This is a genomic window from Streptomyces sp. NPDC087906, assembly GCF_055584925.1.
Genome location: NZ_JBVJLC010000001.1, coordinates 247144 through 270841 on the forward strand (window position 1 = coordinate 247144; position 23698 = coordinate 270841).

The 23698-nt window shown below is 71.5% G+C and carries 20 protein-coding genes; 12 read left to right on the forward strand and 8 right to left on the reverse strand.

What is annotated here, in order from left to right:
• Nucleotides 1-225: 225 nt before the first annotated feature.
• Complete coding sequence (locus ACZ63I_RS01085; RefSeq protein WP_469334135.1) at nt 226-1035, forward strand: L,D-transpeptidase family protein; 810 nt, start codon at nt 226-228, stop codon at nt 1033-1035.
• Nucleotides 1036-1113: 78 nt separating this feature from the next.
• Here ACZ63I_RS01085 and metG read toward each other — a convergent pair whose 3' ends face one another.
• Entirely contained in the window at nt 1114-2718 is a 1605-nt protein-coding gene (metG, locus tag ACZ63I_RS01090; RefSeq protein ID WP_469334137.1) for a methionine--tRNA ligase, read from the reverse strand.
• A gap of 177 nt (nt 2719-2895) precedes the next feature.
• Between metG and ACZ63I_RS01095 the strand changes: the two genes are divergently transcribed.
• On the forward strand, nt 2896-3549 hold the full coding sequence (locus ACZ63I_RS01095; protein ID WP_469335504.1) for a response regulator transcription factor: 654 nt from the start codon (nt 2896-2898) through the stop codon (nt 3547-3549).
• Nucleotides 3550-3617: 68 nt separating this feature from the next.
• Entirely contained in the window at nt 3618-4838 is a 1221-nt protein-coding gene (locus ACZ63I_RS01100) for a sensor histidine kinase (RefSeq protein ID WP_469335506.1), read from the forward strand.
• An 11-nt stretch (nt 4839-4849) separates the two neighbouring features.
• Here the strand turns inward: ACZ63I_RS01100 and ACZ63I_RS01105 are convergent, their stop codons facing one another.
• From ACZ63I_RS01105 to ACZ63I_RS01115, 3 genes are all read right to left on the reverse strand, one after another.
• Nucleotides 4850-6496, reverse strand: a complete 1647-nt coding sequence (locus ACZ63I_RS01105; RefSeq protein WP_469334138.1) for a VWA domain-containing protein — start codon at nt 6494-6496, stop codon at nt 4850-4852.
• 175 nt (nt 6497-6671) lie between these two features.
• On the reverse strand, nt 6672-7715 hold the full coding sequence (locus ACZ63I_RS01110) for a hypothetical protein (protein WP_469335508.1): 1044 nt from the start codon (nt 7713-7715) through the stop codon (nt 6672-6674).
• Nucleotides 7716-7773: 58 nt separating this feature from the next.
• Nucleotides 7774-9252, reverse strand: coding sequence for an APC family permease (locus ACZ63I_RS01115; RefSeq protein ID WP_469334140.1), 1479 nt, complete (start codon nt 9250-9252; stop codon nt 7774-7776).
• A gap of 186 nt (nt 9253-9438) precedes the next feature.
• Here ACZ63I_RS01115 and ACZ63I_RS01120 point away from each other — a divergent pair, with 186 nt between their 5' ends.
• From ACZ63I_RS01120 to ACZ63I_RS01145, 6 genes are all read left to right on the forward strand, one after another.
• Nucleotides 9439-12012 (forward strand): ABC transporter permease, encoded by a 2574-nt coding sequence (locus ACZ63I_RS01120; RefSeq protein WP_469334142.1) that lies wholly within the window; start codon nt 9439-9441, stop codon nt 12010-12012.
• 121 nt (nt 12013-12133) lie between these two features.
• Nucleotides 12134-12532: an RNA-binding S4 domain-containing protein gene (locus ACZ63I_RS01125; protein ID WP_469334144.1), complete on the forward strand. Its 399-nt coding sequence runs from the start codon at nt 12134-12136 to the stop codon at nt 12530-12532.
• Nucleotides 12533-12717: 185 nt separating this feature from the next.
• Nucleotides 12718-13614 carry a D-alanyl-D-alanine carboxypeptidase family protein gene (locus ACZ63I_RS01130; RefSeq protein WP_469334146.1) on the forward strand — a complete coding sequence of 299 codons (897 nt, stop codon included), beginning with the start codon at nt 12718-12720 and terminating at the stop codon, nt 13612-13614.
• Nucleotides 13615-13768: 154 nt separating this feature from the next.
• On the forward strand, nt 13769-14338 hold the full coding sequence (locus ACZ63I_RS01135; RefSeq protein ID WP_469334148.1) for an N-acetyltransferase: 570 nt from the start codon (nt 13769-13771) through the stop codon (nt 14336-14338).
• A gap of 166 nt (nt 14339-14504) precedes the next feature.
• Complete coding sequence (locus ACZ63I_RS01140) at nt 14505-16079, forward strand: pyridoxal phosphate-dependent decarboxylase family protein (RefSeq protein ID WP_469335510.1); 1575 nt, start codon at nt 14505-14507, stop codon at nt 16077-16079.
• Nucleotides 16076-17464 (forward strand): lysine N(6)-hydroxylase/L-ornithine N(5)-oxygenase family protein, encoded by a 1389-nt coding sequence (locus ACZ63I_RS01145; RefSeq protein ID WP_469334150.1) that lies wholly within the window; start codon nt 16076-16078, stop codon nt 17462-17464. The genes ACZ63I_RS01140 and ACZ63I_RS01145 overlap by 4 nt, the downstream gene beginning before the upstream one ends.
• Here the strand turns inward: ACZ63I_RS01145 and ACZ63I_RS01150 are convergent.
• The 3 genes from ACZ63I_RS01150 to ACZ63I_RS01160 all read right to left on the reverse strand — a co-directional run bounded on the left by ACZ63I_RS01150 (nt 17461) and on the right by ACZ63I_RS01160 (nt 19875).
• A complete protein-coding gene (locus ACZ63I_RS01150; RefSeq protein WP_469334151.1) occupies nt 17461-18489 on the reverse strand; it encodes an ABC transporter substrate-binding protein in 1029 nt (342 codons plus the stop codon). The genes ACZ63I_RS01145 and ACZ63I_RS01150 overlap by 4 nt on opposite strands.
• Before the next feature lie 113 nt (nt 18490-18602).
• Nucleotides 18603-19442 (reverse strand): glycosyltransferase family 2 protein, encoded by an 840-nt coding sequence (locus tag ACZ63I_RS01155; RefSeq protein WP_469335511.1) that lies wholly within the window; start codon nt 19440-19442, stop codon nt 18603-18605.
• A 202-nt stretch (nt 19443-19644) separates the two neighbouring features.
• Nucleotides 19645-19875 (reverse strand): hypothetical protein, encoded by a 231-nt coding sequence (locus tag ACZ63I_RS01160; protein ID WP_469334153.1) that lies wholly within the window; start codon nt 19873-19875, stop codon nt 19645-19647.
• A gap of 274 nt (nt 19876-20149) precedes the next feature.
• Here ACZ63I_RS01160 and ACZ63I_RS01165 point away from each other — a divergent pair, with 274 nt between their 5' ends.
• Nucleotides 20150-21025: a helix-turn-helix domain-containing protein gene (locus ACZ63I_RS01165; RefSeq protein ID WP_469334155.1), complete on the forward strand. Its 876-nt coding sequence runs from the start codon at nt 20150-20152 to the stop codon at nt 21023-21025.
• Here ACZ63I_RS01165 and ACZ63I_RS01170 read toward each other — a convergent pair.
• Nucleotides 21019-22113, reverse strand: coding sequence for an acyltransferase family protein (locus ACZ63I_RS01170; RefSeq protein WP_469334157.1), 1095 nt, complete (start codon nt 22111-22113; stop codon nt 21019-21021). The genes ACZ63I_RS01165 and ACZ63I_RS01170 overlap by 7 nt on opposite strands.
• Nucleotides 22114-22496: 383 nt before the next feature.
• Between ACZ63I_RS01170 and ACZ63I_RS01175 the strand changes: the two genes are divergently transcribed.
• Complete coding sequence (locus ACZ63I_RS01175; RefSeq protein WP_469334159.1) at nt 22497-23033, forward strand: GNAT family N-acetyltransferase; 537 nt, start codon at nt 22497-22499, stop codon at nt 23031-23033.
• The gene (locus ACZ63I_RS01180) at nt 23030-23698 is read left to right on the forward strand and encodes a class I SAM-dependent DNA methyltransferase (RefSeq protein ID WP_469334160.1); all 669 of its coding nucleotides are present in this window, start codon (nt 23030-23032) and stop codon (nt 23696-23698) included. Before ACZ63I_RS01175 ends, ACZ63I_RS01180 begins: the two co-directional genes overlap by 4 nt.

The following is a 23698-nucleotide window of genomic DNA, read 5'->3' on the forward strand; positions in this document are numbered from 1 at the left end:
ACGGAACGGCGGAGGCCCGGAACCGGTCGGTTCCGGGCCTCCTTCGCTTTCGGCGCCATGGCGTGTATGTCGCCCTTTCCGTGCCGGTGGCTGGATAAGCTCACGGTGCGACTGCCCGGACGCTGGGGGAGACTGGAGCAGCCCGAAAGACGCCTCCAGCAGGACCGGACCGCGAGGTTCGTGGGCCGGACAGGACCTCGTCGCGTCAACCGAAGGGCCCACCCCATGTCGTCCGTCCGTTCCCTCGGCCCCACCGCCGCGCTGCTGACCGCCGGTCTGCTGCTGACCGGCTGTGCGGGCGCGGCCGGGACCGCAGGACACGCCGGGCCGCCGCCGAAATCCGCCGCCACGACCTCGGCGAAGGACCGGGGGCAGCTCGGCGCGCCGGGCCCGCAGGCCCGGATCCTCGGGCCGAAGGAAATCCCCGCGCTCGGCCCGCGCACCCGCGCCGAGATCCCGGAGGACAGCCGGCAGGCGGTCGTGGTCACCGGCGCGGGCAAGGACGCCAACCGCTCCACGGTCCGGGTCTACGAACGTGACGCCTGGGCCTCCGGCACTTCCGGAGAGGCGCCGCCCGTCGGCTGGCGGCCGGTCGCCGGACCCTGGCCCGCGCACAACGCCCTGGACGGCTGGACCGGGCACCACGTCCAGAGCGACCGGCGCTCACCGATCGGGGTGTACGGCCTCACCGACGCGGGCGGCTCGCTGCCCGATCCGGGTACGAAGCTCCCGTACGACAGGTCGGACGCCTTCTACGCCGACGGCACCGGCTTCCACGGCGAGTCGCTGGAAGGCTCCTTCGACTATGTCGTGGCGATCAACTACAACCGCGAGCCCGGCACCACACCCCTGGACTGGACCCGCCCGCTCGGCGGCGACCGGGGCGGCGGCATCTGGATCCATGTGGACCACGGCGGCCCCACCCAGGGCTGTGTCTCGCTCCCGCGCGACCGGGTGAGGCAACTGCTGGAGCTGCTGGACCCGGACAAGGAGCCGGTGGTCGTGATGGGCGACGCCGCCTCGCTGGCACGCTGAGCAGTACGTCCGCACATACGGCGGCAGGCCCGGAACCGTGGCGGTTCCGGGCCTGCCGTACGTGTCACACGGAGGCGGTCACGCGGGCTTCTCCTCCAGGCGCGGGAACAGCACCGCGCCCTTCGTCACCTTCGCGCCCGGGGCCAGTCGGCCCCACTCGCCCGCCGACTGGACCCGCTGGTCCGCCAGCGCGCCCAGCGACTCCTCGGCGCCCAGCGACTCCCACAGCTTCTGCGACGTCTCCGGCATGACCGCGTTCAGCAGGACGGCACAGGCGCGCAGCGACTCGGCCGCCGTGTAGAGGATCGTCGCGAGCCGGGCCCGGCCCGCCGCCGACTCGTCCTTGGCGACCTTCCACGGCTCCTGCTCGGTCAGATAGCCGTTGACCTGCTTGACGAAGTCGAAGACCGCGGCGATACCGCCCGCGAAGTCCAGCTCCTCACCGATCCGCCGGTCCGCCTCGGCGACCGCCTTCGTCAGACCGTCCCGTACCGCCTGCTCGGCCGCACCGGCGGCCGTCGCCTCCGGCAGCGCACCGCCGTAGTACTTGCCGACCATGGCGGCGACGCGCGACGCGAGGTTGCCGAAGTCGTTCGCCAGCTCGGAGGTGTAGCGGGCGCTGAAGTCCTCCCAGGAGAACGAGCCGTCCTGCCCGAAGGCGATGGCCCGCAGGAAGTACCAGCGGTAGGCGTCCACGCCGAAGTGCGTGGTCAGGTCCTGCGGCTTGATGCCGGTCAGGTTCGACTTCGACATCTTCTCGCCGCCGACCAGCAGCCAGCCGTTGGCGACGACCTTGCCGGGCAGCGGCAGCCCCTGCGCCATCAGCATGGCGGGCCAGATGATCGCGTGGAAGCGCAGGATGTCCTTGCCGACGAGATGCACGTCGGCCGGGAACGTCCCGTCGAACTTCTCCTGGTTCGCGCCGTAGCCGACGGCCGTCGCGTAGTTGAGGAGAGCGTCGATCCACACGTAGATCACATGCTTCTCGTCCCACGGCACCGGGACGCCCCAGTCGAAGGTCGAGCGGGAGATCGACAGGTCCTGGAGCCCCTGCTTGACGAAGTTCACGACCTCGTTGCGCGCGGACTCGGGCTGGATGAAGCCGGGGTTCGCCTCGTAGTGCGCGAGGAGCTTCGGGCCGAACTCGCTGAGCTTGAAGAAGTAGTTCTCCTCCTTGAGGATCTCCACCGGCGTCTTGTGGATCGCGCAGAGCTTGACGCCGCTCTCGTCCTCGATCAGCTCGCCGGGGAGCTTGTACTCCTCGCAGCCCACGCAGTACGGGCCCTCGTAGCCGCCCTTGTAGATCTGGTCCTTGTCGTACAGGTCCTGCACGAACTCCCGCACCCGGTCGGTGTGGCGCTTCTCCGTCGTCCGGATGAAGTCGTCGTTCGCGATGTCCAGGTGCTCCCAGAGGGGCCGCCAGGACTCGTCCACCAGCTTGTCGCACCACTCCTGCGGGGTGACCCCGTGGGCTTCGGCGGTGCGCATGATCTTCTGACCGTGCTCGTCCGTGCCGGTGAGGTACCACACCTTCTCACCGCGCTGGCGGTGCCAGCGCGTGAGCACGTCCCCTGCGACGGTCGTGTAGGCGTGGCCCAGGTGAGGAGCGTCGTTGACGTAGTAAATGGGGGTGGTGACGTAGTACGCCTTCCCACCCTGCTCTTCGGATCCATTGGCCGCCATGGTCGAAATCCTAACGGCCCTGCGGAGATCACTTCACCCGCATAAAAGCCGGTGGATACCCGGCGGAGAGCTTTGCGAAACACCCCGTGCCGTAGGACGGGCGCATCCTGGGAGGAGAAGGACGTTATGTACGAGGCAGGGCGCAAGGAGTCGGTACGCGAGGTGGGGGACGAGAGCATGCGGGTACTGGTCGCGGAGGACGAAGAGATACTCGCCGAGCTGGTCGCCACCGGACTGCGGCGCGCGGGTTTCGCCGTCGACACGGTGTACAGCGGTGACGCCGCCCTCGCCTACCTCGGACTGCACGACTACGACGTGGTCGTCCTCGACCGGGACCTGCCGCGCGTCCACGGCGACGACGTGGCACGCAAGCTCGTCGCCGAGGAGTCCCGCACCCGGATCCTGATGCTCACCGCCTCCGCCTCCACGGAGGACCGCGTCGAAGGCCTCGACCTCGGCGCCGACGACTATCTGGGCAAGCCCTTCGAATTCCCCGAGCTGGTCTCCCGGGTCCGCGCGCTGCGGCGGCGCAGCGCCAGGCCCGTACCGCCGCAGTTGGAGCGGGAGGGGATACGGCTCGACTCGGTGCGGCGGACGGCCTGGCGGGACGGGCGGGCGCTCGACCTGTCGCCGAAGGAGTTCACCGTGCTCCAGATACTGCTGGAGGCCGACGGTGCGCCCGTGTCGGCCGAGGAACTGCTGGAGCGGGCCTGGGACGCGCACGCCGATCCGTTCACCGGCGCCGTCCGGGTCTGCCTCAGCAAGCTGCGGGGCAAACTGGGCGAGCCCGCGCTGATCCGTACGGTGCAGGGCGTGGGATACGCGCTGTGACCGCTCGTCGTACGCGGCGCGGGTCCGCCAGTCCCGCACGGGCCTTCGGTGGTCCCTTCGGCGGTCCCGTGCTGGGGCCGGGATCCACCATCCGCACCCGTATCGCGCTGATCTACGGTGTCGTCTTCGTCGTCCTCGGCGCGTGTCTGCTCGCCGTCGTCAACCTGCTCGCCGGCGCCGGCACCCAGGACCGGGCGGACCACATCGCCGCCAGCGCCCAGTACGCACCCGCCGAAGCCGCCGGCACCCGGGCCGAGCACGGTCTCGCGATGCGGCACGAGCTGTTCCTGCTGCGGGAGAGCCGGCGGGAGCGTGCGCTGTCGACGGCGAGCGTCCACCGGCTCACCGCCAACGTCACCGACGCCGCCTCCGACCAGATGCTCTTCTGGTCGGTCGCCGCGCTGCTCGTGATGGCGGCGCTCGCCGTCGGCGTCGGCTGGTGGACGGCGGGCCGGGTGCTGCGGCCGGTGCACGCCATGACGGCGAAGGCGCGCAGGCTGTCGGAGCGCAATCTCCACGAGCGGATCGGCGCGAGCGGGCCCGACGACGAACTCAAGGAGCTGGGCGACACGCTCGACGCGCTGCTCGGCCGGCTCCAGAGGGCGTTCGACAGCCAGCGCCGCTTCATCGCCAACGCCTCGCACGAACTGCGCACCCCGCTGGCGACGCAGCGCGCCGCGATCCAGATCGGCCTGGACGAGGGCTGCTCCGCCGCCGATCTCGCCCGTACGAAGCAGACCCTGCTCGACAACAACCGGCGCAGCGAACAGCTCATCGAGGGGCTGCTGGTGCTGGCGCGCAGCGAACGCGGCCCAGGGGCAGGTGCTGGAGCCGAGGGCGAGGACCAGGAGGAGCTGGAGCTGGGCACGCTGGTCACCGACGAGGCGGCCGGGCACGGGGTGCGGGTGGCGGTGACGGGCGCGGGCGCGGTCCGCGGCAGCCGGCTGCTGCTGGGGCGGCTGGTGGCGAATCTGCTGGCCAACGCCGTGACGTACAACGTGCCCGGCGGGACGGTCGATGTGAGCGTCGACGGCACGACGCTCGTGGTGCGCAACAGCGGGCCCGTGGTGGCGGCTTCGGAGATCCCGGCGCTCTTCGAGCCGTTCCGGCGCGGCGAGGGCCGCGACCGGATGGGCCCGGGGGCCGGCCTCGGGCTTTCGATCGTCCGCTCGATCGCCGTGGCGCACGGCGGTTCGGTGAGGGCGGTGCCGGGCGGCGCGCGCGGCGGCCTGGAGGTGACGGTGGAACTGCCGCCGGCCGGCACCGAAGCGGTGCCGGCCGGCGGATGAGCGGGGTGGCTTCAGTTGGTGGCTTCCGGCTTCCAGACGGCGAGCAGCTCGCGGTACACGTCGGCGTGCGGCAGCTCGGCCGGCGTCGGGCCCGCGTGGAAGAACCCGACGTGGTCCAGCTCCTGCTCGGTCTTGCGCAGGAAGTCGAACGCCTTCGAGTCGTACGGGCCGAACGCCACGAACGCCCAGAACAGGCCCTTGCCGGCGACCTCGTTGAGCGCCAGCCGCGCGGTCTGCTTGGCGTCGGGGGCGCCGTCGGTCTGGAAGACGACGAGCGCGGGCCCGGTGGCGCCGGACTTCTCGCGGTGCGCGACGACCTCTTCGACGGCCCGGTGGTAGCTGGTACGGCCGAGGCGGCCGAACCCGGCGTGCGCCTTGTTGACGGCGTCGGAGAAGTCCGTGAGGGTCAGGTCGGTCGTGCCGTCGATGTCGGTGGAGAAGAACACCGTGTGGACGACCGGCTCGTCACCGAGATGCGCGGCGAGCGCGAGCGTCTGCTCGGCGAGATGCTGGACGCTGCCGCTCCTGTAGAACTCCCGCATGGAGCCTGACCGGTCGAGCACGAGGTACACGTCGGCCCGCTCGCCGGTGAGCCCCCGCGCCTTGAGCGCGGCGTCGGCGGCGTTGTAGGGAGCGACGAGCGCGTCGGGCACGGTCCCGGGGACGCCGGGCGTCTCGACGGCGGGCGCGGGCGCCTCGGCGGCGGGTTCGGGGGCTGCGACGACCGGGTCGGCCTCGGCCTGCGGGGTGGCGGCGGGCTCGGCGACGGCGGGTGCGACGGGCGCGGCCTTCTTGGCCGCCGTGGTCTTCTTCGCGGGGGCGGCCTTCTTGGCGGCGGCCTTCCTGGGCGCTGCCTTCTTCACCGGCGCGACGGGCGCGGCCTCGGGCTCCGGCAGCGTCGCGGGCGCGGGCAGCGCCGCGGGCTCGGGTTCCACGACTGGTGTCGGTTCGGCGATCCGGGCTGCCTCGGCGGTCGGCGGCTCCGGTGTGGGCTCGGGCTCGACAACGGGCTCGGGCTCTACGACCGGTGTCGGTTCGGCAGCCGCCGGTTCGGGCGTCGGCTCGGGCTCTACGACCGGCTCGGGTTCGGCGATCCGCGCTGCCTCGGCGGTCGGCGGTTCCGGTGTGGGCTCGGGCTCTACGACCGGTGTCGGTTCGGCAGCCGCCGGTTCGGGCGTCGGCTCGGGTTCCACGACCGGCTCGGGTGCGGCGGCCGGTGTCGGCTCCGCCTTCTCCGCCACCGGTTCCGGTTCCGGCGTCGGCGTCGCCACCGGCGTCGGTTCCGTCGTCGTCTGCGCCGGGACCGTCGGGGCCGGTTCCGCCGGGGCGGGTTCCGTCGGGCGGGGGGCCTTCGCCTGGGCCGGGACGCTTCGGGGGGTGGGGTTGTCGAACGACTCGGCCACCAGCTTGGCCGCCGCGTCCTCGTGCGGCGCAGGACGCCGCTCCGGGGCGGGCGCGGGCGCCTTCGCCGGGACCGTGACCGTGACCGATTCCGAGACCGGTTCCGTCACCGACTCCGCGGCCGGGTCCGCCGTCGTGGCCGATTCCGCGCCGGACGACGAACGGTCGGCCTGGGGCGGTACGGAGGCTGCCGCCGACTCGTTACGCTCCTCGCGGTCGCGACCGAACACCTTGCGCAGCAAGCTCCGAATGCCCATGGGTGAGCCTTTCAGACGAGTTGGGTGCCGTGTATGTCCATACCTGGGAACACGGGTCCGGGAGACGTTCCCCGCGACAACCCCGCATCCCTGGCCAGGGCGGATACGTAAGGTTAGCGGCCGTCCGGGACGATCACCGGCAGGGGCGCCCCAACAGATGGCCCGTCACGGCCGGTCAGGACAGCCGCGCCGCCTTGCGGTACGAGGCGAACTGCTCGGCCGGGTCGCCCGTGTACGACCACGGCACGCGCGCCGCACGCCACCCGAGCAGCCGGAACAGCTCGCGCGCCTCGCCGTCCAGACCGGCGTAGCAGGCCGCGTGTGTCAGGTAGTTGAGTTCGCTGACCTCTTCGGGGCGTACGGGTCCCGCCGGGCGCCAGCCGATCCAGCGGTCGAAGGTGCGGCGCACCTCGGTCACCGCCAGTTCGTGGTGCCAGTGCTGCTCCTGGCCGAAGTTGCGGCCGACGAGGTCCCTGGCCCGGCGCCGTTCGTGTGCCGTCTCCGCGACATGGCGGTACTCCTCGACGCGGGCTATCTGCACCAGGACCGGCAGCGGCGAGCCCTTGGGCGCCACGCCCGCGGCGTCGCGCGCGAAGTCGTACATCCGGCCGTGGGTGCCGTGCCAGCGCGCGGAGAGGTAGCGCAGCAACTGCACATGGCCCTCCATGTTGTACGGGTCGCGCCTGCGCAACTCGTCCCACCAGCGCTGCAGCTCGCCCCGGCTGACGCCCTTCTCGTAGAGCCGGGCGACGGTGAGCAGCGAGACCCAGGGCATCGGGTCGTCGCGGCGGGCGCGGGCCGCGTTCACACAGGACAGCACGACCGCGTCGAGCCGGGTCTCGTCGATCATCCCGGCGCCGCGGCCGGCGGCGATGGCCTGGTTGAAGACGCGGACGACCTCGGTGGCCGCGCGCAGCACCGCCGCGTCGGGGCAGTCGGGTTCGGCGGCCCGCCAGGTCTCGGCGGCCGAGCTGTCGGCGGCGGCGTGGGAGAGGATGCGCAGCCGCTGGGTGCGCAGCGGCCAGTTGTCGCCGGTTTCGCGCAGCAGGTCGCGTACGCCCTGCCAGCGGCCGATGACGATGTCCTGGCGCGCCGCTGTGAGCTGTCGGTCGCCGAAGTCCGGGTCGAAGTCGGGGCCTTCGTTCTTCCCCGGCTGGCGCTCCGGACGCTCGGGGCGGTCCGGGGCGCTCTTCGGTGCCCGGTGCCGGTGTGCGGTGATCGCGGCCCCCCTCCCTCGGACGTGCGTACAAGCTCAACGGACGTGGCGCCGACATGGCTCAGAAGTCGGTCGCCATGGCCTCCTCGGGGCGGCCGGCCCCCGCCGTCAGCCCCGTGTCGGCGTACGCCCCGTCGTCGGCGGCGGAGCGTGTGGCGTCCAGTGTCGCCGGACGGTAGTACGAACTGCCCTTCCGCCAATACCAGAACATCGGCACCAGTCCGGCGGCGAGCCCGCCGATCCCGATGCAGAGGGCCGTCGTCGTCAGTTCGCCCAGCGACTCGAAGAAGATCCAGAACATGAAGACGGCGCCGACCAGGGGCCACAGGCCCGCGAGGAGGAACGTCCGGAACGAGCGCAGCAGCAGCTTGCGGTACGCGACGACGACGGCGAGCCCCGCGAGGCCGTAATACACCGACACCTGGAGGGAGATGGCGGTGACGGCGTCGGAGATGATCTCGGTGACCGAGCCGAGCACGGTGGCGGCCGCGAGCATGCCGATCCCGGCGCACCCGACGACGGTGATCGCCACCCAGGGGGTGTTCCAGGTGCGGTGCACCTTGCCGAGTGCGGCCGGCAGGGTCCGGTCGCGGCCCATGGCGAACAGCGAGCGCGTCACCTGAATGAGTGTCGTCTCCAGCGTCGCCACGGTGGACAGCAGCACGGCGACGATGAGGAACTTGCCGCCGACGCCCGGCCAGATGACATCGCCGAGCACGCCCAGCACGTTGGCGCTGCCCGCCGAGATCTGCCGCTCCGTCAGGATGATGTTGGTGGCGATGGTGAACGCCTCGAAGAGCAGGAAGACGATCCCGACGCCGACGAGCGCGGCGAACCCCGAGTTCCTGCGGCTGTTGCGGGTCTCCTCACTGAGGTTGCTGGTGACGTCCCAGCCCCAGTAGTAGAAGGCGGCGACCAGCGCGCCCGAAGCGAACCCCGCGGGCCCGTCGAAGTGGCTGAAGCCGAGCCAGGACCAGTCGAAGGCGTGCGCCGTGCCGTCGTGCAGGAGGGCGGCCAGCAGGAAGACGACCAGCAGCGTCACTTCGACGCCGGACAGCAGCAACTGCGCCCGTACGGTGAGCCGTGCGCCGCCGAGCACGATCAGCACCATCAGCGCCAGCCAGCCGGCGCCCACGAGCGCGGCGAGCGACGTGCGGGTGGCGAGGCCCGGGTCGAAGATCGCGAGGGTCATGGCACCGGCCGGCAGCGACCCGGCCACCATGAAGATCGTCGTGGAGATGACCAGCGCCCAGCCCGATATGAAGCCGAGGAACGGGTGCAGGGTGCGGGCCACCCAGGAGTAGGCGGCGCCCGCGTTGGGGTCCAGCCTGCCGAGCCTGCCGTAGGCGAGCACGATCCCCAGCATGGGTATCGCGCAGTACAGGAGCGCGGCGGGGCTGGCGAGTCCGACCGTGGCGACGAGCACGGCGGTGGTGGCCGCGATCGAGTAGGCCGGCGCACTTCCTGCGACCGCCATCACCACGGTGTCGAACCTGCCGAGGACATTCGGCTGTAGCCCTCTGCGGGAATTGCTGCGCATGGCGTTCACTGCTTCCGTGTTTGGAAGGAAGCCTTCTTAAAAGAAGATCGAGCCGCATGGTAGCGGTGTGCGGCCCGCCCTGCGGGGGCGAGCCTGCCGGCCGGCGCCCACCTGGGGTTTGCCCCACCCCGAGGCCGCCGGGAGGCCCCATGGGCCGGGGCTGCCCGGCTCCGTAGCGTCGTAGCCATGACTAAAGGCGGCGGTACGGGGCGGTTGGCGGTACGGACTCTGAGGTTCCGGAAGAGTGGCTTCCTCGCCACCTTCGTCGCGCTCTTCTTCGGCACGGCCATCGTGATGGCCTGCGGCGGCCTGCTGGAGACCGGGATCCGCGACAACGTGCCGCCGCAGCGGCTCGCCGGTGCCACGGCCGTCGTCGTCGGCGACCGGTCGTACGAACTGCACCCGGGCAACTCCGAGGACAGCGAGCGCGCCGTCCTGGCGGAGGGCGTGCCGCTGGATGCCGCGCTGGCCGGGCAGCTCGCGCGGACGCCTGGGGTGGAGCGGGTCGTCGGTGACGTCACGTTCCCGACGACGCTACTCGGTGCGCACGGTCCGGCACAGACGAAGGCCGAGGGTCACGGCTGGGATTCCGCGTCCCTCGCGCCGTACACGCTCGACGGCGGCCGGGCGCCGACCGGGCCGCGCGAGGTCGTCCTGGACGCCGGGACCGCCGCGCGGGCCGGGGCGGCCGTCGGTGACACCGTCACGGTCGCCGCGCACGGCGGCTCCGCCGGGTACCGGGTCAGCGGCATCGCCACCGCCCGTGGCACGTCCCCGGGGCCCGCGCTGTTCTTCGCCCCCGCCGAGGCGGCCCGGCTCGGCGGCCACCCGGGCACGGTCGGCGCTTTCGCCGTCGTGGCGAAGCCGGGCACCGACGTGGCGCGGCTGGGGACCGCGCTCGCGGCGGCCGTGCGGACGGGCGGCACTCCCGTCACGGTCCTCACCGGCGACGACCGCGGCCTCGCCGAACACCCGGACGCGGTGGCGCAGCGCGAGGACCTGATCGCCGTCGCCGGTGTCTTCGGCGGTACGGCCGTGCTGGTCTCCCTGTTCGTCACGGCGGGCACGATGACGCTCGCCGCCGCCCGGCGCAGGCGCGAGCTGGCCCTGCTGCGGGCGATCGGCGCCACCCCGCGCCAACTGCGCGGGATGCTGCTGATCGAGACCCTGGCGGTCGCCGCCGGCGCGATCCTGCTGGCCTGGCTGCCCGGGAAGTGGCTGGGCCGTGCGCTGTTCGACCGGCTGGCGTCGGGCGGGGTCACCGACCGGGCCGTCGAGTTCAGCCAGGGGTGGATCCCGGTGGCCGCAGCGGGCGGTGCGCTGCTGCTGACGGCGCTCGGCGCCGGATTCGTCGGCGCGCGCCGCGCGGTCAAGGCGAAGCCCGTCGAGGCCCTTGCCGAATCGGCGCTCCAGCAGAGCTGGTTCAGCGTGACCCGGCTGCTGTTCGCCCTGGTGTTCCTGGCGGGCGCCGCCGCCCTGTCCGCCGTCACGTGGGCGGTCATGGACGGTCCTACGGCGGCCAGTACGGCCGTCCCGACCGTCATCTGCGCCGTCATCGGCCTCGCGCTGATCGCCCCGGCCCTGACGAAGGTCTGCGCGGCGCTGCTGCACGGGCCCGTGCGCGCCCTGACCGGTGTCTCGGGACGGCTCGCGATGCTCAACTCCCGTGCCCGTACGGTGCACATCGCGGGCGCCGTGGCACCCGTCCTGCTCGCGGTCGGCTTCACCACCGCCTCCCTGTACGTGCAGACCACCACGACCGAGGTCAGCGAGCGGTCCTTCACCGAGAACCTGCGCGCCGACGCCGTCCTGACCTCCGCCTCCGGCACGGTCGACGCCGGACTCGCCGACCGGGCGGCCCACCTGCCCGGCGTCGCCGCCGCCAGCGCGTACACCACCAGCGTCGGCTACCTCGAACTGCCGGACGGAAAGGGCTCGCAGACCGACGAGGACGGCATGCCGCTGCAAGGCGTCAGCGCCGGTGGCGCAGCGGGTACGACGGCGGCCGCGGCGAGCAGCGGAAGCTTCGACCGGCTGCGCGGCGACACGATCGCGCTGCCCGAGGACGCCGGGCACCGCACCGGCGACCTGGTCACGCTGCGGTTCGGGGACGGCGGTACGGCGCGGCTGCGGGTCGTCGCGACGTACCGGCCGAAGGGGATCTCGGAAGCGGCGCTGCTGCCGGCCGGGCTGCTGGCACCGCACACGACGGCCGGTCTGCCGCAGCAGGTCCTGGTGACGGCGGAGCCGGGCGCCGATGTCGTACCGGCCCTGCGGAAGCTCGCGGCGGCCGAGCCGGGGCTCGCGGTCGCCGACCGGGACGCGCTGGTCGCGGCCAACACGGAGAACAGCGACACCCAGGCGGCGGTCAACTACCTGATGGTCGGGGTGATCATCGCGTACACCGCGATCTCGGTGATCAACAGCCTGTCCCTGTCGACCGGCGGCAGGCGCGGCGAGTTCGGGCTCCAGCGGCTGACCGGCGCGACGAGGGCGCAGATCATGCGGATGATGACGATCGAGGGTCTGGTCGTCGGCGCGATCGGGGTACTGCTCGGCACGCTCGCTTCCCTGACGACCCTGGTGCCGTACGCGCACGTGGCGGGCGGCAGTCGTGGGTGGCTGCCGTCGGGGCCCGGCTGGATCTACGCGACGGTGGTGGGCGCCGCTGTGCTGCTGTCCCTGTCGGCGACGCTGGTGCCGACCTGGCGGGCGCTGCGCGTCCGGCCCGCCGAGGCGGCGGGCGCGGCGGCCCGGTAGCCGCCGGGGGCCCGGCGGGGGGTCCGGCGGGGGTCTCGCCGGGGATCCCGCCGAGAGGCGTCGGGGGTCCGCGTCCGAATATCACGAGCCGCGTCCCCGGCGCTGTCGTTACCCTCGGAGTATGGCTGCAGAGGGAACGAGCGAGGGCACGGCGCGGGTCGACACCTGGATCTGGTCCGTACGCCTGACCAAGACGCGCTCCCAGGCTGCGGCGGCCTGCCGCGCCGGCCACGTCCGCGTCAACGGCGAGCGGGTGAAGCCCGCGCACCCCGTCAAGGCGGGCGACGAGGTCCGGGTCCGGCACGCGGGCCGCGACCGGGTCGTGGTCGTCTCCCGGATCGTCCGCAAGCGGGTCGGCCCGCCGGTCGCCGTGACCTGCTTCGTCGACAACAGCCCTCCGCCGCCGCCCCGCGAGTTCGCCCTCCCGATCGCGATCCGCGACCGGGGCGCCGGCCGTCCCACGAAGCGCGACCGCAGGGAGCTGGACCGGCTCCAGGACCCGGGCTCCCACCGGCCGTAGAACGAGCCGCCGACGTCTCCCCTGCCTTTGAGCGCGTGGATGCGCGGCCGGGCATGGGGTACAACATGGCTCGTACACCGGGAAAATTCTTACGAAACGCACATCCATTGGTCCCTCTCGCGTATCTCATGAGCAAGCGGCGACCTCAGACAGCCGCACCGCTTTGGGTATTTGGAGTATTCATCTTGAAAACCGGCATTATGGGCATCCGGCGTCTGTCCGCTGTCGTCGTGGTCACCGCGGGATCCGTCGCGGCCGCCGGGGCGTTCGCCCTCCCGGCGCAGGCCGCGGCCGCGCCCAAGACCCCGACCATCGTCGCCAAGGGCGGCTTCGTGATGAACGACGGCACCGGCAAGAGCCTTTACACCAAGGCCGCCGACACCCGTCGTTCGACCGGGTCGACCACGAAGATCATGACGGCGCGTGTGGTGCTCGCGCAGAAGAACCTCAACCTGGACACCAAGGTCACGGTCCAGAAGGCGTACAGCGACTACATCGTCTCGAAGAACGCCTCGTCGGCCCGGCTGATCGTCGGCGACAAGGTCACCGTGCGGCAGTTGCTGTACGGGCTGATGCTGCCGTCCGGCTGCGACGCCGCGTACGCGCTGGCCGACAAGTTCGGCACAGGCTCGACGCGGGCGGCGCGGGTGAAGTCGTTCATCGGGAAGATGAACTCCACCGCCAAGACGCTCGGTCTGAAGAACACGCACTTCGACTCGTTCGACGGCATCGGCAGCGGCGCGAACTACTCGACCCCGCGCGACCTGACGAAGCTCGCCAGCAGCGCCATGAAGTACTCCACCTTCCGCGCGGTCGTGAAGACCAAGTCGACCAAGCAGAAGGTCACGACGAAGACCAACGGCTACCGCTACATGACGTGGACCAACACCAACAAGCTGCTGGGCACTTACTCGGGCACCATCGGCATCAAGACGGGCTCGGGCCCCGAGGCCAAGTACTGCCTGGTCTTCGCCGCGACCCGGAGCGGCAAGACCGTCATCGGTACGGTCCTCGCGTCCTCCTCGGAGGCCAACCGCACGGCGGACGCCAAGAAGCTGATGGACTACGGCTTCAAGAAGTAGCACTGCGTCAACTCCCCTGCGCGGCACCGCATTCGCACACCCGGGCGATCTCCGGATCGCCCGGGGCCGGGGTTACCGCGATCCGCTGCGGCCTGCGACGATAGGAGCAGGCGCGCCGCGGGTGGGCGCACGTGTACAGCGGGCGGGAGGGCACGTGGCAGAGGTGTTCATGCGGCGCCTGAGTCGGTGGCAGGCGGAGCAGCAGCGGGAAGCCGTGGCCGACGTGTACGTCGAGGCGTACCAGCGGGTGCACGGCGAGGAGTTCCACGACCGGCAGCGGTTCCTTGAGGCCTTCGCCAGGGACGTGCAGCGCCCCGGCTTCGACATGATGGTGGGCAGCGGCAGCGGGGGCGCCGAGTCGGCCGGTTACGCGTACGGGTTCCTGCTGGACAGGGCGGGCGAGTGGTGGCGCGGCATCGGCCGTGACACCCCGTGGGACGTGGAGGAACTGACCGTCTCAGGGCAGGTGTTCGCGCTCGCCGAGCTGATGGTCGTGCCGGCGTTCCGGCGGGACAAGGTGGCGACACGGCTGCTGGAGCAGTTGCTCGTACGGACGGACGCCTCGCTCGTGACGGCGAGGGTCGACCCGGGCAACGCGGCGGCGGTCGGCGCGCTCAGATCCTGGGGCTGGGTCCCGCTCGGGGCCGTCACCGGCACGGTCTCGTCGGTCCCCTCGCTCGGCTCGGGCACGGCGACCGAAATCTGGGGCCGCGCGCTCAAGTAGTGCGCGTTTCCCGCTGGGCGGCCGTGTGGCTTAGGCTCACCTAAGTCTGGTGGCCGGTGCGTACGGGGGACGTGAGGGGGCTGCCGCGCGCCATCTCCGTCGTCAGTCTCCGTACCGCACATTCCGGAGTCGAGCCATGACCCTGTCACCCATCACTCTGCCCGCGATGCTCCAGGAGGCGGCCGCAGGCTCGGCAGCCGTCGGCCCGGGAGCCGAGCTGGCCGGCGGCACCGGCGGCGCGGCGGCGCTGGAGCCGCTGGTGCGTACGGTGCTGGACGCGCTCGCCGAGGGCGCCGCGCGGCGGGCCGGGCCCGTCCAGGGCGGGGAGCCCGAGGAGATCGCCACAGCGGTCGCGGACGCATTCCGGAACGCGGCGGGTTCGGGTACGGGCACGGGTACGGGCACAGGCGCGACGAGCGCCGGGAGCGCCGACGCGGGCGCGCTGCACCGGCTCACCGAACTGCTCGCCTACGGCAGCGCCGACCCCGCCGACCCGGCCTGCGCGGCCCATCTGCACTGCCCGCCCCTCGCCGTCGCTGTCGCCGCCGATCTCGCGGTCTCCGCGCTCAACCCGTCCCAGGACTCCTGGGACCAGGCGCCGGCCGCCACCACCATGGAGACCCTGCTCCTCGCCGAGCTGGCACAACTCGTCGGCTACGAAGCCGAGTCGGCGGCAGGCGTCCTGACCTCCGGCGGCACCGAGTCCAACCTCATGGGCCTGATGCTGGCCCGCGACCGGGTCGTCGGCGGCTCGGCGGGACGCCAGGTCGAACTCGCCGGGGTACCGGGCGCGGGACAGGGGCCCAGGCCCCGGATCCTCGCGTCCGCGGCGGCGCACTTCTCCGTACAGCGCGCCGCCGCGCTGCTCGGGCTCGGCGAGGACGCCGTACTGCCGGTGGCCGTCGACCACCAACAGCGCATGGAACCGGCCGCGTTGGAGGCCGCCCTGGCGGGCTGCGCGCTGCGCGGCGAACTGCCGGTCGCCGTCGTCGCCACCGCCGGTACGACCGACACCGGCGCGATCGACCCGCTGCGCGCGTGCGCCGCGCTCGCCGCCGCGCACGGCGCCTGGCTGCATGTGGACGCCGCGTACGGCGGCGGTGCCCTGCTGTCCGACCGGCTCGCACCGCTCCTCGACGGGCTGGCGCTCGCCGACTCGATCTCGCTCGACTGGCACAAGCTGGGCTGGCAGCCGGCGGCGGCCGGGGTGTTCCTGGTGCGCCGCGCCGAGACGTACGCCTCGCTCGCGCGCCGGGCCGTCTATCTGAACCCGGTCGACGACGAGGAGGCCGGCTACCCGAGCCTGCTCGGACTCTCGCTGCGCACGACGCGCCGCGCCGACGCGTTCAAGATCGCGGTCACCCTGCGCACACTCGGCAGGGAAGGGCTCGGCCGGCTGGTCGACGCCTGCCACGACCTCGCGTGGTCGGGCGCGCGCGCCGTCGCGCAGCACCCCCGGCTCGAACTGCACGCCGAACCGGTGCTGACCGCCTTCCTGTTCCGGTACCTGCCCACGGGCCCCGCTGACCCGGCACGCACCGACGACATCAACGCCTCTTTGCGGCGGCGGCTGTTGCGCGAGGGCCGCGCCGTCGTCGGCCGTACCGAACTGCCCGGCGAGGGCCCCGGGCGGGTGCGCCTCAAACTGACCCTGCTCAACCCGCACACCACCCCGGACCAGGTGGCGGCGCTGCTGGACGCGGTCGTGGCCGCGGGTGGCGCCGAGGAGGACGCGCGGTGACCAACTCCCCAGCCGTGGAAGCCGTCGACGAAGGGCAGACCATGTACGACCTGGTCGGTATCGGGATAGGCCCGTTCAACCTCTCGCTGGCCGCACTCTGCGACCGCGCGCCCGAGCTGCGTACGCTCTTCCTCGACGCGAAGCCCGCCTTCTCCTGGCACCCCGGGCTGCTCATGGAGGGCACGGTCCTCCAAGTGCCCTTCCTCGCCGACCTGGTGACGATGGCCGACCCGACCAGCCCCTGGTCGTACCTCAACTACCTGCACGCGCACGACCGGATGTTCCCGTTCTTCTTCTCCGAGCGGTTCCACATCCCGCGCCGCGAGTACGACCACTACTGCCGGTGGGTCGCCGACGGACTGGCGAGCTGCCGCTTCGACGCGCGGGTCACCCAACTGGACTGGGACGACGAAGCGGGCGCCTTCGCCGTCACGCACCGCTCGGCCAAGGGCGGCACGACGCGGTTACTCGCACGCCAGATCGTGCTGGGTGTCGGCACCCTCCCGGTCGTCCCCGAACCGCTGCGCCCGCTGCTCACCCCGGCGCACGAGGGCCGCGTCCTGCACAGCGCCGACTACCGCACCCACCGGGCGCGGTTGGCTGCGGCGGACGACGTCACCGTCATCGGCGCGGGCCAGTCGGGCGCCGAGGTCGCCCTCGACCTGCTGCGCCACCAGGACGGCGACGGCGCGGGCGGCCCGTACGTCCGCTGGCTCGCCCGTACCCCGGCGTTCGCGCCGATGGAGTACTCCAAGCTGGGACTTGAGCACTTCACCCCCGACTACATCCGCTACTTCCGCACCCTGCCGGCCCCCCGGCGCGACGAACTCGTGCGTGAGCAGTGGCAGTTGTACAAGGGCGTCAGCGAGGAGACGCTGGCCGAGATACACGACGAGCTGTACGAGCGCACCATCGGCGGCACGGAGCCGCGCGCCGCGCTGCACCCGGGACTCGAAGTCACCGGTGTCGTACCGGCGGACCCGGATCGTCCGGACGGCGCCGGCGGCTACGTACTGACCTGCCGGCACACCGAGCAGGACACGGTCATCGAGATCCGCACGTCCGCGATCGTCTCCGCCACCGGTTACGCGGCGGCCAGACCCGACTTCCTCGACGGTGACGGCGACGGGCTGGCGAAGCTGATCGACTGGGACGACCGGGGCCGCTACCGGATCGACGGGACGTACCGGGTGGCCCTGGACCCCCGGGTGCGGGGCGCGCTGTACGTGCAGAACGCCGAGCTGCACACGCACGGCGTGAGCGCCCCCGATCTGACGCTCGGCGCGTGGCGCGCGGCGACCATCCTCAACGCGGTCGCCGCGCGGACCGTGCTGCGGGTGCCGGAGCGGGCGGCGTGGACGACGTTCGGGGCGCGGAGGTCCTAGCCCGCCTTCGCCGACAGGTCCTGCTGGATCTCGTCCAGCACCTTGTTGGCGCCGGTGTAGCCGATGCCGAGCATCCACAGGTTGTCGTCGACCTTGAAGGCCGTGCCCTTCCGCACCGCGTCGAGCTTCTTCCACAGCGGTCCGGCGACGGTGTCGGTCTCCTTGGCCTTCTTCGGGTCGCCGTACGCGGAGTAGAAGATGACGCCCGCGTCGGCCTTGTCGATCTGCTCGGGGCTGACGTCGAGCGAGAAACCGTCCTTGTCCTGGTTGGCCGGCCTGCCGACCTGGAGGTCCTTGAAGACGGAGCCGACAAAGGTGTCGTTGAGGTAGAGCCGGGTGTCGGCGCCCTCCACGAACCGTACGAAGCCGAAGGTGGTCCCCTTCGCCTGCGCGGCCCCGCCGAGCGCGTCCGTCACCCGCCCCACATGGGCGGTGTAGTCGGCGACGACCTGCGCCGCCTCGTTCTTCTTGCCGAGCGCGTCGGCGTGCAGGTCGAAGTTCTTGCGCCAGGTCGGGCCCGTGGTGTCGGTGAAGACCGTCGGAGCGATCCGCGACAGCGACGCGTAGTTCTTCTCGTCGCGCACCTTGCTGCTGAGGATGAGGTCCGGCTTCAGCGCGGCGATGGCTTCGAGGTTGGGCGCGCCGATCAGTCCGACGGGCTTGACGCTCTTGACGGCGGCGGCCGGCAGATAGGTGGAGACGGGCGCCTTGTCGACCACGGTCGTGGCGCCGACCGGGGTGACGCCGAGCGTGACGGCCGAGTCGAGCGCGTCGGTGTCGAGCACGACCACGCGCTCGGGAGCGTTGCCGACCTTCACGTCGCCCATGACCGTGGACACCGTGTGCGTACCGGCGCTCGCGCCGTCCGACGTGCCTCCGCCGTCCGCCTGCCCGGGGTCGTCGCTGCCGCATGCGGCGAGCGAGAGGGCGAACGCGGTGGCGGCGGCGGCGACGGTGACCCGGCGGGTGAGGGTCCTGGCCATGGGCGCGGACGTGGGCACGGACGTGGTCGTGGTCGTGGACACGTGAAGCGGCCTCCCCGAAGTCACCCGGAGACGTTCCGGGCAAGATAAGGGAAACCTAACCTCACTGACCGTCAGGCAACAAGTCCGTTTGGAGAGAGATCACTTGAGCGCCGTCAGATGACGGGGGGCCGCCCCAGCGCCGTCATGCGCCGGACCGTACGCCAGTGCATCGGGCGCCGCGCGCCGCACGCCGTCCGTACGCCTTCGAAGAAGCCGCCGAACCAGGCGCGCAGCCCGCTGAGCGAGCGCGTGCGGGCCACGGTCAGCAGGATCCACGTGCCGAGGTAGAGCGGCACGAGCAGGGCGGGCAGATGACGCCGCGCCAGCCATACGCGGTTGCGGGCGGTCATCCGGTAGAACTCGGCATGCCGCGCCGGGGACGTACGCGGATGCTGGAGCACCAGCTCCGGCACGTAGCGGATCTTCCAGCCGGCGTCGAGCGCGCGCCAGGCGAGGTCCGTCTCCTCATGGGTGAGGAAGAACTCCTCGGGCCAGCCGCCGGTCTGCTCCAGCATCGGCATGGACAGGGCATGCCCGCCGCCGAGGAAGGTGGTCACCTCGCCGCCGCGCATCGGGTCGTCGGCGCGCAGCCGAGGGACGTGCCGCCGCTGGGTGAAACCGGTCTCGTCGGCGATACGGAAGCTGACGATGCCGAGCTTCGGGTCCGCCTCGTACAGATCGGCGACCCGGCTGATCACGTCGGCCTCGATGAGCAGGCCGTCGTCGTCGAGGTCGACCAGGATGTCGATGTCACCGGCCTCCTGGAGCTTGCGCATGGCCACGTTGCGCCCGCCGGTGACGCCGAGGTTCGCCGGGAGTTCCACACCGACGACGCCCTCGGGCAGCTCGGGCAGCGGCGCGCCGTTGCCGACGACCACGATCCGGTGCGCGGACTCACGCTGCTTGGCCACGGAGTCCAGCAGTGCCCTCAGCTCGACGGGCCTGGTCCCCATGGTCAGTACCGCCACACCCACACGCGGTCGCGTCACTCCAGATCACTCCAGCTCTCGATAACGTCAGAGGCTGATTCTATCGGCCTCATCCATCAACCGGTCACTGGAAGGTACCTCTCCTGATGCCGGAGGTTCACTTTGGTGTCTTGTGCCGCCGCTCTTTGTTCACGCTTGCGCCGGACCCGTCCTGGAATGAGGGTCTTCACCCCGGAAGGTCCCGGAAGAGCATGGAACACGCGTCTTCCGCCTCCACCTCGACCACCCGGCCCCACCGCTCGCTCAGCGCCCGGCCGACCTCGCGCAGCATCGTGCGCTCCTCGGGGGTGCAGGCGGGGCAGCGCGCCCAGCCCTTCTCGGCGATCTCGCTGCTGATCCGGCTGAGCAGCGCCCCGCGCAGCCGCTGCTCGTCGTCGGTGTTCATGTCGCGATCCACGGAAGCTCCTCTGCCGGTGCGGAGTTGCGGAGTTGGGGTGTTGCGGAGTTCGGAGTGACTGAATCGAAGGTTCTCAGGATGCATGGTCCCACCGGCCGGCAGGACCCGATGAGGTGATGATCGTGCGCCCGGTATGACTGAGGCATATTCCTAATGGCTTGAAAGCGGTTGCTCGGCCCATTTCGGTTCACAATTCAAGAACCGCCGACAACAGAGGGTTCGTGTTGATCTCCCTGTGGCAGACTGCGGCCATGGCGGTGCTGGGGGGTGGGGTGTGAGCGAAGCCAGATCGGCCCCGACAATAGGTCAACTCGTACTCAGCAGGCAGCTTCGCGCCCTGCGGGACAAGGCGGGTCTCAGCCGTGAGCAGGCCGCGAAACTGCTGCATGTGACGGCCGCGACGGTCCGGCGCATGGAGATGGCCGAGGTCGCGCTGAAGATCCCGTATCTGCAGATCCTGCTGCCCGCCTACGGGGTTCCCGAGGCGGACGTCGGCGCGTTCCTGCAGATGACGGACGAGGCGAACAAGCCAGGCTGGTGGCAGCGCTTCCACGACGTACTGCCGGACTGGTTCAGCGGCTACGTCAGCCTCGAAGAGGCGGCGAAGACGATCCGCTGCTACGAGCCGCACTTCGTGCCCGGCCTGCTCCAGACCGAGGCGTACGCCCGCGCGATCCTCACCAGCGGTGAGGTGGGCCGGGCCAATCCTGGACGTATCGACCGTACGGTCGCGCTGCGCCTGGAGCGCCAGGCACTGCTCACGCGCGAGGAGAACCCGCCGACGTTCTGGGTGGTGATGGACGAGACGGTGCTGCGCAGACCCGTCGGCTCGTCACCCGACATCATGCGCGCGCAGGTGGAGAAGCTGCTGGAGGCGACGGAGCTGCCGAACGTGACGCTCCAGATCGCCGAGCTGGCCGCAGGACACCACCCGGGCACTTACAGCCCGTTCGTCCTGTTCCGCTTCGATGTTCCCGAAGTGCCCGACATGGTGTACATCGAGTATCTGACCGGGGCGCTCTACCTCGACGAGGTGAACGAGGTCAGCGAGCACAAGGAGGCCATGGACCGCATGGTCGCGCTGGCCGAGTCGGCGTCCAACACGAAGAAGATCCTCATGGCGGCCCGCCGCCACCTGCACCACTACTGAGCTGCCGCCGGTACGGGACGGGCCGCCGCCGCTTTCGCGCGTCGGCTGTGCCGCCGGGTCAGCGGGCGCTCGACGAGGTAGTGGGAGGCCGTCGCCGCGGCGAAACTGGCGGCCAGCGTGGCGTACAGCAGCCAGGTGTCGCGGACGCCGAGGTCGGACAGGAGCCGGCCGAGCGGGTAGTGCCAGAGGTAGAGCCCGTAGCTGAGATTGCGGCCGACCCAGGCGACGGGCGCGAGGGAGAGGCCCCGGGACAGCCAGGTGCGCGGCTGGAGTTCCAGCGAGGCGACCACCGTCGCCGACAGCACCGCCGTCACCAGGAAACCGATCGTGTACCAGGCCTGCGTCCAGCCGTTGGCGCTGGTCATCGGGATCTGCCAGACGATCAGCCCCAGCACGGCCAGCGCCGGCCAGGCCAGCCGCACGGACCACTTGCGCAGCGCGATCAGCCGCCGGTCCTCGGCGTGCAGCCGGGCCACCACCACGGCCAGCAGCGCGCCGGCCAGGAGCTGGTCGGCGCGGGTGTCGGTGCCGTTGTAGATGCGGTGCGCCGCCGTCGGACTCCACAGCTCCCACCGCCACACCACGGGCAGCAGACACAGGGTCAGCGTCCAGAGCAGCACGGTACGCGGCCTGACCTTGCCGAGCAGCACCCGCAGGATCGGCGGCCACAGCAGGTAGAACTGCTCCTCGACCCCCAGCGACCAGTTGTGCGCGAGCAGGGAGGTGCTGTCGGAGTAGAGACCGGGCTGTACGGCCCGGACGATGTTGACGAGGAAGGTCGCGGACAGGGCGATCGACGCCCACGCGCCGTCGAAACCGGGCAGCCCGGTGAAGGCGAGCACGGCGCAGACCACGCAGAGCGTCAGCAGCGCGGGGACCAGCCGGATCCAGCGCCGCCAGTAGAAGGGCCGCATGGCGATATCGCCGGTGCGCGCGAACTCGGCGACGAGGAGGCGGGTGATGACGAATCCGCTGATCGTGAAGAAGACATCGACCCCGAGGGCGCCGCCGGGCAGCAGCTCCGGCTCCTGGTGGTAGACGATGACGAGCAGAACGGCCAGCGTCCGCAACCCGTCAACCCCACGCACCCGCCCCCGCCCCCGCAGCGCGGAGGGATAGCCCCGGCCCCCGGTAACGGTCGGCGAGGCGGTGGGCACCGGCCGCGGCGGGGCGAGTACGGAGCCTTCGGCGGCTCTTCCGGAGTGTGCTGGAGAGATACCTTCCACTTCGAGCCCGTGCCCGGGATTCGGTTTTCCACGCGAGGCTTAAGCCAATACTCATAAACCGGCGGGGGTCTGGGCGGTATGTGCCCTGAGGTGCGCTTGACGCAACGGGGGACGCAAAAGGTGCGGGATGGCCGCCCCATAAACCACCTCCTGTCACACCAGTCACACCTGTCCCACCGACCGGCCCGTTCCCCGGCCCGCCAATTCGGTTGCCGCAGGTCAGCTCCGTCGGATAGGAAGCCTGCATGCTGACGGGCAAGAACGTCGGGCTCAGGGCCCGACATGACGAGGACATTCCGATTCTGCAGGCGCAGCTCTACGACGACGTGGTCAACGCCGCGCGGTCCGAGGGGCAGCCGTGGCGGCCCATCACGCCCGGGTCGAAGGAATCGCCTGCCGTGGTGGACGACGAGGAGCAGAGGAACATCTCCTTCTCCGTCGTGGCGCTGGACGGCGGCGCGCTGCTCGGTGCCGCGTCGCTGTGGGGCATCGACAACCACAACCGGTACGCGCACGTCGGGCTCGGGCTGCTGCCGTCCGCCCGTGGCAAGGGCTTCGGCACCGACGCGGTCGGGGTGCTGTGCCAGTACGGGTTCGTCGTGCGCGGCATGCAGCGGTTGCAGATCGAGACGCTGTCGGACAACACCGCGATGCTGCGCTCCGCCGAGCGCAACGGCTTCGTCCGCGAGGGCGTGCTGCGCTCCTCCGCGTGGGTGATGGGCGAGTTCATGGACGAGGTGCTGCTCGGGCTCCTCGTCAAGGAGTGGAAGCCCGCCTCATGACCGACGCCCGCCATCTCGTTGCCACCCGCGACTCCTACGACGCCGTCGCCGACCGCTACGCCACGCTCTTCCGCGACGCCCTGGCCGGCGCCACGCTGGACCGGGCCATGCTCGGCGCCTTCGCCGAGTTCGTGCGGGCCGGGGGCGGCGGGCGCGTCGCCGATCTGGGGTGCGGGCCCGGCCGGTTGAGCGGGTATCTGCGGGATCTCGGGCTCGATGTGTGCGGGGTCGACCTGTCGCCCGCCATGGTCGCGCTGGCCCGGGAGGCGCATCCCGGGCTGCGGTTCGACGCGGGGTCCATGACCGCGCTGGACATCGAGGACGGCGCGCTCGGCGGCATCGTCGCCTGGTACTCGGTCATTCACACCCCGCCCGAGGAACTGCCCCTCGTCTTCGGCGAGTTCGGGCGGGTGCTGGCCCCGGGCGGTCATCTGCTGCTCGGTTTCTTCCACGCCGACGACGAAACGTCCGAGCAGCCGCAGGAGTTCGACCACGCCGTCACCACCGCGTACCGCTGGTCGGCCGGGCGCCTCGCCGAACTGCTGCGCCCGCACGGTCTGGTCGAGGTCTCCCGGCTGGTGCGGGTGCCCGGGGAGGGTGAGCGGTTCCGGCAGGGGTGTCTGCTGGTCCGGAAGCCGTCGGACGTCGTGGACACCCGCCGTTAA